A 13,091-nucleotide genomic window follows, 5' to 3' on the forward strand; every position below is an offset into this window, starting at 1 on the left:
TGGATCGTCGACCAGGGCTTCACCCTCTTCGTCGTGTCCTGGGTCAACCCCGACGCCAGCTACGCCGACACCGCGATGGACGATTACATCCGCGACGGCTTCCTGCGCGCTATGGCCGAGACCCGCCGCATCACCGGCGAGAAGCAGATCAACGCCGTCGGCTACTGCATCGCCGGCACCACGCTGGGCCTCACCCTCGCCCATCTGCAAAAGGCCGGGGACGAGACGGTGAAGACCGCCACCTTCTTCACCACCCTGACCGACTTCTCCGACCCCGGCGAGGTCGGCGTGTTCCTGAACGACGATTTCGTCGACGGCATCGAACGCCAGACCGAACACGACGGTATCCTGTCGAAGTTCTTCATGAGCCGCACCTTCTCCTTCCTGCGTTCGAACGACCTGATCTACACCCCCGCCATCAAGTCCTACATGCTGGGCGAGGCGCCCCCCGCCTTCGACCTGCTCTACTGGAACGGCGACGGCACCAACCTGCCCGCAAAGATGGCCGTGGAATACCTGCGCGGCCTCTGCCAGCGGGACGGCTTCGCCAGGGGCGAATTCAAGGTCTTCGGCCACCCCGTCAGCCTGGCCGACGTCAAGCTTCCGGTCTGCGCCATCGCCTGCGAGACCGACCACATCGCCCACTGGCGCGGCAGCTTCAACGGCATCAGGCAGATGGGATCGAAGGACAAGACCTTCCTCCTCTCGGAATCCGGCCATATCGCCGGGATCATCAACCCGCCCTCCAAGGACAAGTACGGCCACTATACCAATGACGCCCCCGTGGCCGGAGAGCCCGAGGCCTGGCGCGCCTCCGCGACCTTCCACAAGGGCAGCTGGTGGCCGCGCTGGGGCGAATGGCTCGCGGCGCAGTCCGGCCCGATGGTCAAGGCGCGGAAACCCGCCGATTCGCTGGCCCCCGCCCCCGGTACCTATGTGACCGCCCAGCCCGCCGCCTGAACTTTCCCGCCTTTCCGTAGGGTTAACCGGCGCAACCCGGGGTTTTGCTGCATTGCAGAAAAAGACTTGAAATGCTGCGCTGCAGCACGTATATCTCTGCCATCGAACAACGGGCCGTTTCCCTCCTGGCCCAGATGGAGCAAGTGACATGACCAAGACCCCGGACTACACCAAAGTCATGCAGGACATGATGGCCTCGTTCCCGGTTGACGCCTCGGCGTTCCAGAACGCGTTCAAGACCCAGGCCGCTTTCGCCGAGAAATTCTCGAAAGTCGCCATTGAAGCCGCCGAGAAGTCGACCGAAATCTCGGCCAAATGGACCAAGGACGCGCTGGCCAAGGTCGGCGAGATCGCCAAGGCCAAAGCCGAACCGGCCGACTACACCAAGTCGGTGACCGACTTCGCCTCGGCCGCCGCCGAGATGGCTGCCGAGAACCTGGCCGCCTTCGCCGAAGTCGCCAAGAAAGTGCAGATGGAAACCGTCGAGCTGATGCTGGCCGCGGGCAAGGACATCTCTGAAGATGCCACCGCCGCCGTCAAGAAAGCCACCGCGGACGTGACCTCGGTCGCCAAGAAAGCCGCTGCGGCTGCGAAGTAATTCGTAACGAGTTCGCCCCGCAAGGGCGCACGTAAAGGCCCGGGGCACCGCTCCGGGCCTTGTTCTTTGTCCCGCCCCCGCCCATCCTGCCTGCTACAAAGGCAGGAGGCCGCGATGACCCTGATCCTCTGGACCTATGACTGGGTGCCGCAAGGCCCGCGCGGCCATGTCCGCGATCTCCGCCTCCGCTGGGCCTGCGAAGAGGCGGGCCTGCCCTATACCATCGCAACTGTCCGGTTCGAGGATCGCACCGGCCCCGACCATCTCGCCCGCCAGCCCTTCGCCCAGGTTCCCGCGCTGCAAGACGGCGAGATCAGTCTCTTCGAAAGCGGCGCCTGCCTCCTCCACCTGGCGAAAAAGTCGGCAGCGCTGATGCCGCCTGACCCCAAGGGCCGGGCCGAAGTGCTGGAATGGGTCGTCGCGGGCCTGAACTCCATCGAGATGGTCTCCGTCCCCTGGTGGTTCATCGGCCTGTCGAAACCGGCGGAAAACCCGCTGGAAGGCTGGCTGCACGCGCGCCTCACGCGCCTCGACGCCGTGCTCGCCCATCGTCCCTACCTCGCCGCCGGTCGCTTCACCGTGGCCGATCTTCTGATGGCCGACATCCTGCGCGTCCCCAGCCTCCGCGCCGCCCTTGGCCCCTGGCCTGCGCTGGCGGCCTACACCACCCGCATCCTTGGCCGCCCCGCCTTCCTCAAGGCCCGCCAGGACCAGCTCGACCACTTCGCCGCCGCCGATGCCGCGCGCGGGACCTGAGCCGCGAGCGAATGCTTTCTTTTTGCTGCGGCCCGTCCTAGACTTCTCTGCAAGCGCGAAAATCCCGGGGAGGGGAACATGGCCGACACCGACAAGCCACTCCTGATCAAGCGTTACGCCAGCCGCAGGCTCTACAACACCGAGACCTCGGATTACGTCACGCTGGAAGACATCGCCGGCTTCATCCGCCAGGGGCGCGAGGTGCAGATCGTCGATCTCAAGACCGGCGATGACCTGACCCGCCAATATCTCCTCCAGATCGTCGCCGAACACGAATCCAAGGGCGAAAGCGTCCTGCCCGTCGGCGTCCTGACCGATCTCGTCCGCAGCTACGCCACCGGCATGCAGGCGGTGATGCCGCAGTTCCTCGCCTCCAGCTTCGAGATGCTGCGCGACAGCCAGGCGAAGATGATGGAAAATCTCTCCGCCATTCCAAACCCACTGGCCGCGGTGCCGGGGTTCGATGCCTTGCGCAAGCAGCAGGAAGCCTTCCTCAAGACGATGATGGGCGGAATGCCCGGCTGGGGTGGCTCCGGTCCCGCCAAGGAGGAGGACAGCGCCTCCTCCGACGATATCGCCGAGATCAAGAAGCAACTGGCCGAGTTGCAGAAGAAACTCTCCAAGCTCTGACCCATGGCCGAAGCCGAAGGCCGCGTCACGCTCTGGGGGATCGAGGTCTTCGTCGCCGCCGCCGAGGAAGGCTCGATCTCCGCCGCCGCCCGCCGTCTGGGCGTCAGCCCCTCCGCCGTCAGCCAGCAGCTCTCCGCGCTGGAAACTGCGCTTGGCGCCGTCCTCCTCGACCGCTCCGGCCGACCGATGCCCGTCACGCCCGCGGGCGCCATGTTCCGCCGCCACGCGCAAACCATCCTCAATGCCGCCTCCGAGGCGCGGGCCGAGCTGGCGATGGCCGACCTCTCCGGCATGACGACCCTGCGCCTGGGCGTGATCGAGGATTTCGACAGCGACGTCACCCCGCGCCTCCTGTCTACCCTCGCGCATGATCTGAAGGGCTGCCGGTTCCTCCTGGAAACCGGGGCCAGCCACCGGCTGATGGATCAGTTGGAAGCGCGCGCGCTGGACATCGTCATCGCCGCCGACACCGCCTCCGACACCGCCCCGGAAGACTGGCGCGAGGTGCATCCGATCCTCTCCGAACCCTTCGTCGCCGTCGCGCCGCCCGGCCAGCGAATCGAGGATCTGCCGCTGATCCAGTATACCGCGCGCCACCTGATGGGCCGCCAGATCGCCGCCCATCTCGCCCGCCACGGCCTCAAGCCCGCCCACCGCTTTGAACTGGACAGCTATGCCGCCATCCTCGCCATGGTCGCGGGCGGCGAGGGCTGGACCATCCTCACCCCGCTCGCCCTCCACCAGGCCCGCGCCTTCCGCGAGAAGGTCGAGGTCCGCCCCCTGCCCCTTCCCGCGCTCGCCCGCACCCTCTCGCTCTCGGCCCGCGCGGGCATCCTGCACGGTGTTCCCACCCAGATCGCCCAGCGCCTGAAACCTCTCATCGCCGAGGTCGTGATCGCTCCCGCCCTGAAGGCAACCCCTTGGCTCGCCCCCGCGCTCCGCGTCCTCTGATCCGAGGCCCCAGCCCTTTCATCTTTGCCAAAATATCCCCGCCGGAAGCATCCGAAGGCCGAGCCGGGGCACGGTTTACCTGACAGAGACCGGGCCGCAGCAGACGCCTCCCCTCCCCCGGGGAGGGGGGGCGTGGTAGCGTCAGGAAGATGAACGCATCCCTAACGCCCGGACACAAGTCATTGATTTCAAGCGACCAAGAAAACTGCCCACGCGCGGGCAGCCTAGCCTCGGACCTCGACCGCCGCATCCGCGATGGCCGCCGCGATATAGTCCAGCTCGCTCTCCGTCAGCCGGGTCGGCAGCCGCACGTCGCAGGCCCGCATCAGCATCGCCCTTGTCTGCGGCAGCTCGGGTACCTCGCCCAGGAACTGCCAGTTCCAGAAGGCCCGCGCATTGCCTTCGCTCAGCCCGAAGACCTGCACCGAGACCCCCCGCGCCTTCGCTGCCGCCTGGAAGGCCGCCGCCTCGGCGTCCGACCAGCCCCCGACCAGGTTGAACTGGATCGAATCCGGCGCGCGTTCTTCCGGCCCCAGCGCCTCCGGCACCGCCAGATGGGCCGACCCGTTCAGCACCGCCGCCACCCGGTCATGCCCGGCGCGACCCTTCGCCACCCGCTCGGCCACCAGGGGCAGCTGCGGCCGGATCACCGCCGCCGACAGGTTCTGCATCCGCAGGTTATAAAGCGGCAGCTTGTTCTGCCAATGCGCGCAGGAATTGGTCAGGCCCGGATGCTTCTTCCAGTTCGTTTCATAGGCGCCCGACATGATGATCGCCCGCGCCGCGACTTCCGGGTCGTCGGTGACCATGATCCCGCCCTCGCCCGCGTTCACCAGCTTGTAGGACTGGAAGCTGAAACAGCCCACGCGGCCGATGGTCCCGATGTTCCGCCCGCCCCAGACCGTGCCCAGCGAATGCGCCGCATCCTCGATCACCGGTACGCCCGCCGCATCGGCAAGTGCCATGATCCGGTCCATGTCTGAGGTATGCCCCCGCATATGGCTGATCATCACCGCATCCGCCCCCGGCAGCTTGCCCGCGAAGTCGGCCATGTCGACCCGATAGTTGTCGCCCACCTCGACCAGCACGGGCACGCAATCGGCATGGACGACCGAGGACGGCACAGCGGCGAAGGTGAAGGCCGGGATCAGCACTTTCGCGCCCGTGGGCAGGTCCAGCGCCTTCAGGGACAGGAACAGCGCCGCCGAACAGGACGACACCGCCAGCGCATAGCGCGCGCCCAGAAGCGCGGCGAACTCGGCTTCCAGCAGGGCGACCGGAGCGTCCGACGGGGCGGTATAGCGGAAAAGGTCGCCCGAGGTGAGCAGCCTGTCGATCTCGGCCCGCGCGGCTTCGGGGATCGGCTCGGCCTCGTAGACGTTCGGAGCCAGGGTCTGACCGTCGGGAGCCATCATGCACCTTTTCTTAATCTCGCGTTAAGAAAAGGTGTAAACTCCTGCCAGATCACGCGCCAGTGACAAAATCTTCCCTTTGCAGCTTTCCGCCTAGATTTTCATCCCCGCGCGGGCCGCGACCATATGCATTGTGGTTTCCAGCTCATGCCAGGCGGTGCGCGCCATCGACCGGAAGACCAGGATCTCGAAGGCATGGTCGCCCGTGCGCAGGATCACGATGTTCATGTGGTTCAACTGCGTCCGGATCGCCCGGCCCACCGCAAAAGCCGCCAGCCGCAGATCGACCGGCGCCAGCCGCGCCAGCACCTCGACCGCCCCTGCCCCGGTCAGGCCCAGCGCCGCCCAGCCGTCCGACTGGTCCGTCACCGCCGCGCCTTCCAGCACCGGGGGTTCCACACCCATCAGGAAGGCCTGATCGCGCCCGGTCCAGACGATCCGCGAACCCTTCTTCTCGGCAAAGCTGTTCGGCTCCGGCATCGCCAGACCCAGGGTCTTCAACCCCTTCGCCACGGCCTTCGCCGCACCGGGGAAGACCGCGACCGAGGTGACTGGCCCGACATCGACCTCGGCCAATGTCACCGTCCCCAGCGTCAGGCTGCGCCCCTCAAGGGCGGATTTCGCGATGAGTTCAGGCACGGAGCTTCTCCCCTTCCGGGTCGTGGAAGACCGGATTCGTCACTTCGCAGATCACGTCCAGCCCGCGCAGATGATCGACCAGCCGGATCTTCTCGCCCAGCCGCGCCCGGCCGTCCTTGAGGAACCCAAGCCCCAGCCAGGCCGCCAGCGTCGGCGACCAGCAGACGCTGGTCACATAGCCCTGGTCCGTCTCGCGATGCACCTCTTGCCCCGGCACGAAGAGATGCGCCCCGGCGCTGATCGGCGCCTGTGCCTTCAGTCCGACCAGCTGCTCGCGCTCCGGCCCCCACATGCCGGGCCGCGTCGCCGCCGCCTTGCCGATGCAGTCCTTCTTCGAGCTGACCATCTTCTCCATCCCGATGTCATGCGCCGTCACCCGGCCATGGATCTCGGCATGGGTGATGAAGCCCTTCTCGATCCGCAGGACGTTCAGCGCCTCCATCCCGTAAGGCCCGCCGCCCATCGTCTCGGCCCGGGCCAGCAGGTCGCGGAACAGGGCCTCGCCATAGCGGGTCGGCACCGCCAGTTCATAACCCTCCTCGCCCGAGAAGCTGATCCGGAACAGACGCCCGTCCACCCCGCCGATCCGCACCGGGGCGACCCCCATGAAGGGCAGCTCCACCGGCACCTCCAGGAAGGAATTGACCAGTTCCCGCGCTTTCGGCCCCGCGACGGCAAACTGCGCCCAGCTTTCGGTGACAGAGATGAACCGCACCTGCCAGTCCGCGCAGAAGGCTTGATGCACGAAGTCCAGATGCCCCATCACCAGCCCGGCGGCGGCCGTGGTGGTGGTCATCAGGTAATGGTCTTCCCCCAGCCGCGCCGAGGTGCCGTCGTCCAGCACCAGCCCGTCCTCGCGCAGCATCAGCCCATAGCGGACCCGGCCCACCGGCAGGGTGGAGAAGGTGTTGGTGTAGACGAAGTCGAGGAACCGCCCCGCATCCCTGCCCTGAATGTCGATCTTGCCCAGGGTCGAGACATCGGCGATCCCCACCGCCTGCCGCACCATGTCGACCTCGCGGTCGCAGGCCTCGCGCCAGGTCGTCTCGCCCGGCTTCGGGAAGTAGCTGGGCCGATACCACAGCCCCGCCTCGATCATCGGCGCATGGCGGTCGCGGCTCGCCTGATCCGAGGTCAGGAAGCGCTGCGGCGCGAAGCCCTCGGCGCGGCCCCCCGCACCCATGGCCGCAATCGACACCGGCGTATAGGGCGGACGGAAGGTCGTGACCCCGGTCTCGGCAATCCCCCGCCCTGTCGCATCCGCCAGCACCGCCAGCGCCGAAACGTTGGAGTTCTTGCCCTGATCCGGCGCCATGCCCTGCGTCGTGTAGCGTTTCATGTGCTCGACGCTGCGATAGCCTTCCTGCGCCGCCAGCTTCACGTCCTTGGTCGTCACGTCATTGGCAAAGTCGAGCCAGGCCCGGCCCTTGCCTTCCACCGCCCACAAGGCCTTCAGCTTGTAGGGCGCGTCCTCGGCCTCCGGCACCGCGACCGCGACCTTCCGCCCCAAAGCCTCCACCGCCTTCAGGGCCGCCGCATGACCCGTCGCCAGCGCCCCGTGGGTGGACATGCTGCCATTCGCCGCCCCCACCGCGACCAGACCCGGCACCGCGCCCTGCATCGGTACGAAGGCCGCCAGATCCTCGTCCCAGCGCGGACGTCCGTTCATGTGGCAGGTCAGGTGGATCGTCGGGTTCCAGCCGCCGGACATGGCCAGGCAATCGGTCTCGATCTCGATAACCTCCGACCCCTTGCGCACCTGGATGCCGGACAGCCCAAGCCGCCCGCGCGAGCCCACCACCTCGGCCCCCACATGCACCGAGCAGTCCTCCACCGCCGAGGCCCCGGGCCGCGGGTCGATGATCGCCGCCACAGTCACCCCCGCCGCCATCAGCTCCCGCGCCACGCCCCGCGCCTGATCGGTGTTGGCGAAAAGCGTGACCCGCTTGCCCGGCACCACGCCATAGCGGTTGAGGTAGGTCCGGACCGCCGAGGCCATCATGATCCCGGGCCGGTCGTTGTTCTCGAAGGCAACCGGGCGTTCCAGCGCGCCCGAGGCAAGAACCGCATGGGGCGCGACGATGCGCCAGAAGCATTCGCGCGGCAGGCTGGGCCGCGCGGGCTTGTGCAGCCCCACCCGCTCCAGCGCACCATAGGTGCCGTGGTCGTAAGCCCCCGTCACCGTGGTGCGCAGCATGATCCGCACGTTCGGCAGGGCCTGAAGCTCGGCCACCACCTGCGCCACCCAGTCGCCCGCCGCCATGCCGCCGATGGTCTGCGCGTCCGACAGAAGCCGCCCGCCCAGCGCATGGCTTTCCTCCGCCAGGATCACATCCGCCCCGGCGCGCCCCGCCGTCAGCGCGGCCATCAACCCCGCGGGGCCAGAGCCGATCACCAGCAGGTCGCAGAAGGCGAAGGCCTTCTCGTAGGTGCCCTCGTCATGCTTGCCCGACAGGCTGCCCAAGCCAGCCGCCCGGCGGATGATCGGCTCGTAAAGCCCCTCCCAGAAGGCGCGGGGCCACATGAAGGTCTTGTAGTAAAAGCCCGCCGACAGGAAGGGAGACAGGTAATCGTTCACCGCCAGAAGATCATATTTCAGCGACCCCAGCCGGTTCTGGCTTTGCGTGACCAGCCCCTCGAAGACCTCCTGCACCGTCGCCCGGACGTTCGGCGTCTGGTTCTTCGCCCCCACCACCTCGACCAGCGCGTTCGGCTCTTCCGACCCCGCCGTCAGCACGCCCCTCGGCCGGTGATACTTGAACGACCGCCCCACCAGCCGCACGTCGTTCGCCAGCAGCGCCGAGGCCAGCGTGTCGCCCTTGTAGCCCGCGTAGTCCCGGCCGTCGAAACGGAAGCGGACCGGCTTCGTCCGGTCGACCAGACCCTTGCCGTCGATCCTCATGCCTTGCGCTCCGCTACCAGTTCGACGCCGGTGATGTCATGCGTGACCGTGTTCCGCGTGACCAGAAGCCACTGGGCACAGCCCGCCTCGTGATACCAGAGGTCCTTCGTCACCCCCGCCGGATTGTCCCGCAGGTGCAGGTAGTTGTCCCACTCCGCCAGAGGGGCGCCCTCGGATGGACGGCGCAGATAGTCCTCCGCCCCGTAATAGTAGAATTCCCGCCGGTCGCGTTCGCCGCAAAGGGGGCATATCAGGCGCATCAGCGGACCTCGCAGAACTTGACTGTCATTCGTTCTCTCCAACCGGCGCGCAGTGTTCGGCATTGTCCGACACCACCAGACTGTAACCGACCCCCACATTCCCGCGGGTGGTGAAGGGCGTCCCTTCACCGCAGGCGCCACCCGGATCCTCTGTCAGCACCAAGCCCTCCATCCAGAAGGCAAATCCGTCGCCATCGGACCGGATCTGCACCATCCCCTTGCCACAGCTTGGCGTGCAAATCACACCACCCGGCATCAGCCAGTAAGGCGGACCGCTCACTTCTGCCGGACCAGCCGCGCAAGTGAAACTTTGTGAGTAGACCACGCCAGCCTTCGCCTTTGGCGCCTCGACCGACGGCCCGGCGAAGAGCGCGAGAAAGCTCGCCTTACCCGGCCCCGGCGCACCATCCTCCAGTCCGACGGAGAGGATCCCCAAGGACCGCTCGGCCCCATCCGGCTGGGCGGCCTGTGCAGGGTCGAGGATCAGGCAAGCCGGTTCAGCCATTGCCGTGGCAGGGCCGAAAAGCAAAGCCAGAACAAGGTTGCGCATCTTTGTCCTCAATGCAGGTTATGCTGGCTGCCGGTGCCTTCTTCATCCAGAAGATGCCCCGTCGCGAACCTGTCCAGCCGGAACTTCCGCGCCACCTCGTGCGGCTCGCCGGTCGCCATCAGATGCGCCATGCACCAGCCCGAGGCCGGCACCGCCTTGAACCCGCCGTAGTTCCAGCCGCAGTCGAGGAACAGCCCGTCCACATGCGTCCTGTCGATCACCGGGGACCCGTCCGGAGACATGTCCATGATCCCGCCCCAGCTCCGCAGCACCTTGGCGCGGCCGATCATCGGCATCAGCGTCATGCCCGCCTCCATCACATGCTCGACCATCGGCAGGTTCCCCCGCGCGGCGTAGCTGGCGTAGAAATCGAGGTCGCCGCCGAAGACCAACCCGCCCTTGTCGGACTGCGAGATATAGAAATGCCCCATGCCGAAGCTGACCACATGGTTGATGACCGGCTTCAGCCCCTCGGTCACGAAGGCCTGCAGGATGTGCGATTCAATCGGCAACCGCATCCCGGCCATCGCCGCCACCTGCGACGACCGGCCCGCCACCACGATCCCGACCTTCTTCGCCCGGATCGCCCCGCGCGTGGTCTGCACGCCCTTCACCACACCATTCTCGATGTCGATCCCCGTAACTTCGCAGTTCTGGATCAGGTCCACCCCGCGCCGGTCCGCCCCCCGGGCATAGCCCCAGGCCACCGCGTCGTGCCGGGCCGACCCGCCGCGCGGATGCAGCAACCCGCCATAGATCGGGAACCGCGTCTGCTCGAAATCCAGATAGGGCAGATGCTCGCGCACCCCCTCGCGGTCCAGCAGGATCGCGTCATCGCCCTGGTTGATCATCGCATTGCCCCGCCGGGCAAAGGCATCCCGCTGCCCGTCCGAGTGGAAAAGGTTGATCAGCCCGCGCTGCGAATGCATCACATTGTAGTTGAGGTCGGCCTCCAGCCCCTCCCACAGCTTCAGCGAATGCGAATAGAACTCGCTGTTGCCCGGCAGGAAGTAGTTGGCCCGCACGATGGTCGTGTTTCGCCCCACGTTCCCGCCGCCGAGGTAGCCCTTCTCCAGCACGGCGACATTGGTGATCCCGTGGTTCTTCGCCAGGTAGTAGGCCGTCGACAGGCCGTGCCCGCCGCCACCGATGATCACCACGTCATATTCGGCCTTCGGCGCGGGGTCGCGCCAGGCCGGGGTCCAGCCCTTGTTGCCGAACAACCCCTCGGTGATGACCTTCAGGCCGGAATAGCGCATGGATGAACTCCCCTGACCCCGCCATAAGACCGGGACCACCGCGGTTATTCAAGACCGTGCGGCAAAATCCTTGTCTTGCCGCGACATCACATGTCGCTGCGGCCCCCGTGATGTGTCACACAGCCGCGCGCCGATACTTCAGGTGGATCGCGCCCTTGCGCCAGGGGCGGGCAAACTCCAGGTCCAGCTTCAACTCGGGCGTGCCCGGCGGGAACATCGGGATGCCCCCGCCGAGGATGATCGGAATCACCGCCATCTCCAGGATGTCCAGCTTGCCCAGCCCGATCATGTCGCGGATCACCTGCCCCCCGCCCTCGACCCAGATCGTGCCGTGACCCTCGGCCTCCAGCTCAGCCGCGACAGCCGCCAGAGCGCCCGACCGGGCGCGCACGCCGGACGGCAGCTCATCCAGCGGGCCCGAGGTGAGCACCGTCACCGCCTTGTCGGCATAGGGCCAGTCCTGGCCCGCGATGGCATCATAGGTGCCCCGTCCCATCAGGATGGCGCCGACGTCGGCATAGAAGTCCTCGAACCCCAGACCCTCCGGCGTATAATCCGCCACCAGCCAGTCGATCCCGCCATCGGGCCGGGCGATCTTGCCATCCAGAGAGACGGCGATATGGCAATGCCAGACAGTCATGCGCCCCCCGGATCAAACGCAGCACCATGCCCTGAACGGCGCGGGGGCCACGTTGCCCCCGCAGCCACCCTGGATCACAGTCCCTTCGACCTGTAGGTCTGCGCGACACGCCCGATGGAAACGATATAGGCCGCCACCCGCAGGTCCTCGACGTCCTGGCGGGAATGCCATACCTCGCGCATCGCCTGATAGGCGGTGCGCATCGTGTCGTCGAGGCCCGATCGCACCAGCGCCAGTTCGTCGGAGCCCTGCAGGAACTTCTCCTTGAACCCCTCCGCCAGCGTCCAGCCCAGCCCCTGGTCCGACGACAGCCGCTCCAGTTCCTCGACCAGAAGGCGGCTCCGCGCCTCTTCGGCCCGGCGCTGCATCCGGCCAAAGCGGATGTGGGACAGGTTCTTGACCCATTCGAAGTAGGAAACCGTGACACCCCCGGCATTGGCATACATGTCGGGGATGATCACGCAGCCCTTGCGCCGCAGGATCTCGTCCGCGCCGAAGGTGATAGGCCCGTTCGCCGCCTCGATGATCAGGGGGGCCTTGATCCGCTCGGCATTGCCCAGATGGATCACCCCCTCCATCGCGGCGGGGATCAGGATGTCGCAGGCCTCCTCCAGCATCGCCGCGCCATCGGGCAGGTGCTTCGCCCCGGGATAGCCCGCCAGAAGCCCGCCATTCCGGTTCATCCACTGCCGCACGTCCTCGATGTCCAGGCCCTTGGGGTCCAGCAGCGCGCCGTCCCGCTCGATCACCGCGATGACCTTGCAGCCGTCCTCCTCGGACAGAAACTTCGCCGCATGGTAGCCCACGTTGCCGAGGCCCTGCACGATCAGCCGCTTGCCGTCGAGACTGCCGGTCAGCCCCGCCTTGCCCATGTCGTCCTTGTGCCTGAAGAACTCGCGCAGGGCGTATTGCACGCCCCGCCCCGTCGCCTCGACCCGGCCCTGGATGCCGCCGGCATGGGGCGGCTTTCCGGTCACGCAGGCCTTGGCGTTGATGTCCGTCGTATTCATCCGCGCGTACTGGTCGGCGATCCAGGCCATCTCGCGCTCGCCCGTGCCCATGTCGGGGGCCGGCACGTTCTGCGCCGGGTGGATCAGGTCGCGCTTGATCAGCTCATAGGCGAAGCGGCGGGTGATCTGCTCCAGCTCATGCTCGTCCCACGCCCGCGGGTCGATGCAGAGGCCGCCTTTCGAGCCGCCGAACGGCGTCTCCACCAGCGCGCATTTGTAGGTCATCAGCGCCGCCAGCGCCTCGACCTCGTCCTGATGAACCGACAGCGCGAAACGGATGCCGCCCTTGACCGGTTCCATATGTTCGGAATGGACCGAGCGATAGCCGGTGAAGGTCTCGATCTTGCCGCGCAACCGCACACCGAAGCGCACCGTATAGGTCGAGTTGCAGACCCGGATCTTCTGTTCCAGACCCGGGCTCAGGTCCATCAGCTTGGACGCCCGATTGAACATCAGATCGACCGATTCCCGGAAACTGGGCTCTCCCGAAACGTTCATGCTGTCCCTCCCTGACAGGCGGGCCC

At 66.9% G+C, this 13,091-nt stretch carries 13 protein-coding genes; 5 read left to right on the plus strand and 8 right to left on the minus strand.

Features of this window, described 5'->3' with window-relative positions:
- The 5 genes from V7Q39_RS04415 to V7Q39_RS04435 all read left to right on the plus strand — a co-directional run.
- Window positions 1-960, plus strand: a 960-nt coding sequence (locus V7Q39_RS04415) for a PHA/PHB synthase family protein (RefSeq protein ID WP_333815281.1), incomplete at its 5' end; no start/stop codon positions are given.
- A gap of 148 nt (window positions 961-1,108) precedes the next feature.
- On the plus strand, window positions 1,109-1,558 hold the full coding sequence (locus V7Q39_RS04420) for a Phasin (RefSeq protein WP_333815283.1): 450 nt from the start codon (window positions 1,109-1,111) through the stop codon (window positions 1,556-1,558).
- A 114-nt stretch (window positions 1,559-1,672) separates the two neighbouring features.
- A complete protein-coding gene (locus V7Q39_RS04425) occupies window positions 1,673-2,314 on the plus strand; it encodes a glutathione S-transferase family protein (protein WP_333815285.1) in 642 nt (213 codons plus the stop codon).
- Window positions 2,315-2,392: 78 nt separating this feature from the next.
- Complete coding sequence (phaR, locus tag V7Q39_RS04430) at window positions 2,393-2,944, plus strand: polyhydroxyalkanoate synthesis repressor PhaR (protein WP_333815286.1); 552 nt, start codon at window positions 2,393-2,395, stop codon at window positions 2,942-2,944.
- A gap of 3 nt (window positions 2,945-2,947) precedes the next feature.
- A complete protein-coding gene (locus V7Q39_RS04435) occupies window positions 2,948-3,895 on the plus strand; it encodes a LysR family transcriptional regulator (RefSeq protein ID WP_333815287.1) in 948 nt (315 codons plus the stop codon).
- Window positions 3,896-4,119: 224 nt separating this feature from the next.
- On the opposite strand, the gene V7Q39_RS04440 is transcribed toward V7Q39_RS04435, so the two are convergent.
- The 8 genes from V7Q39_RS04440 to V7Q39_RS04475 form a co-directional block, all read right to left on the minus strand.
- Window positions 4,120-5,307, minus strand: a complete 1,188-nt coding sequence (locus V7Q39_RS04440) for a DegT/DnrJ/EryC1/StrS family aminotransferase (RefSeq protein ID WP_333815355.1) — start codon at window positions 5,305-5,307, stop codon at window positions 4,120-4,122.
- Window positions 5,308-5,400: 93 nt separating this feature from the next.
- The gene (locus tag V7Q39_RS04445; protein ID WP_333815288.1) at window positions 5,401-5,946 is read right to left on the minus strand and encodes a sarcosine oxidase subunit gamma; all 546 of its coding nucleotides are present in this window, start codon (window positions 5,944-5,946) and stop codon (window positions 5,401-5,403) included.
- Window positions 5,939-8,848, minus strand: a complete 2,910-nt coding sequence (locus tag V7Q39_RS04450; protein WP_333815290.1) for a sarcosine oxidase subunit alpha family protein — start codon at window positions 8,846-8,848, stop codon at window positions 5,939-5,941. The genes V7Q39_RS04445 and V7Q39_RS04450 overlap by 8 nt, the downstream gene beginning before the upstream one ends.
- Entirely contained in the window at window positions 8,845-9,108 is a 264-nt protein-coding gene (locus V7Q39_RS04455; RefSeq protein ID WP_333815292.1) for a sarcosine oxidase subunit delta, read from the minus strand. The genes V7Q39_RS04450 and V7Q39_RS04455 overlap by 4 nt, the downstream gene beginning before the upstream one ends.
- A 25-nt stretch (window positions 9,109-9,133) precedes the next feature.
- Complete coding sequence (locus tag V7Q39_RS04460) at window positions 9,134-9,613, minus strand: hypothetical protein (RefSeq protein WP_333815294.1); 480 nt, start codon at window positions 9,611-9,613, stop codon at window positions 9,134-9,136.
- A gap of 53 nt (window positions 9,614-9,666) precedes the next feature.
- Window positions 9,667-10,917 (minus strand): sarcosine oxidase subunit beta family protein, encoded by a 1,251-nt coding sequence (locus V7Q39_RS04465; protein WP_333815295.1) that lies wholly within the window; start codon window positions 10,915-10,917, stop codon window positions 9,667-9,669.
- A gap of 115 nt (window positions 10,918-11,032) precedes the next feature.
- Window positions 11,033-11,557 (minus strand): dihydrofolate reductase family protein, encoded by a 525-nt coding sequence (locus V7Q39_RS04470; protein ID WP_333815296.1) that lies wholly within the window; start codon window positions 11,555-11,557, stop codon window positions 11,033-11,035.
- Window positions 11,558-11,631: 74 nt separating this feature from the next.
- Entirely contained in the window at window positions 11,632-13,065 is a 1,434-nt protein-coding gene (locus tag V7Q39_RS04475) for a Glu/Leu/Phe/Val family dehydrogenase (RefSeq protein WP_333815297.1), read from the minus strand.
- Window positions 13,066-13,091: the final 26 nt, after the last annotated feature.

It is taken from the genome of Tabrizicola sp. (assembly GCF_036781545.1).
Lineage (GTDB): Bacteria > Pseudomonadota > Alphaproteobacteria > Rhodobacterales > Rhodobacteraceae > Tabrizicola.

Bases quoted from the DNA above. Each gene is read 5' to 3' on its own strand.
- V7Q39_RS04420 (WP_333815283.1), top strand. From the start codon at position 1,109: ATGACCAAGACCCCGGACTACACCAAAGTCATGCAGGACATGATGGCC.
- V7Q39_RS04425 (WP_333815285.1), top strand. From the start codon at position 1,673: ATGACCCTGATCCTCTGGACCTATGACTGGGTGCCGCAAGGCCCGCGC.
- phaR (WP_333815286.1), top strand. From the start codon at position 2,393: ATGGCCGACACCGACAAGCCACTCCTGATCAAGCGTTACGCCAGCCGC.
- V7Q39_RS04435 (WP_333815287.1), top strand. From the start codon at position 2,948: ATGGCCGAAGCCGAAGGCCGCGTCACGCTCTGGGGGATCGAGGTCTTC.
- V7Q39_RS04440 (WP_333815355.1), bottom strand. From the start codon at position 5,307: ATGGCTCCCGACGGTCAGACCCTGGCTCCGAACGTCTACGAGGCCGAG.
- V7Q39_RS04450 (WP_333815290.1), bottom strand. From the start codon at position 8,848: ATGAGGATCGACGGCAAGGGTCTGGTCGACCGGACGAAGCCGGTCCGC.
- V7Q39_RS04455 (WP_333815292.1), bottom strand. From the start codon at position 9,108: ATGCGCCTGATATGCCCCCTTTGCGGCGAACGCGACCGGCGGGAATTC.
- V7Q39_RS04460 (WP_333815294.1), bottom strand. From the start codon at position 9,613: ATGGCTGAACCGGCTTGCCTGATCCTCGACCCTGCACAGGCCGCCCAG.
- V7Q39_RS04465 (WP_333815295.1), bottom strand. From the start codon at position 10,917: ATGCGCTATTCCGGCCTGAAGGTCATCACCGAGGGGTTGTTCGGCAAC.
- V7Q39_RS04470 (WP_333815296.1), bottom strand. From the start codon at position 11,557: ATGACTGTCTGGCATTGCCATATCGCCGTCTCTCTGGATGGCAAGATC.
- V7Q39_RS04475 (WP_333815297.1), bottom strand. From the start codon at position 13,065: ATGAACGTTTCGGGAGAGCCCAGTTTCCGGGAATCGGTCGATCTGATG.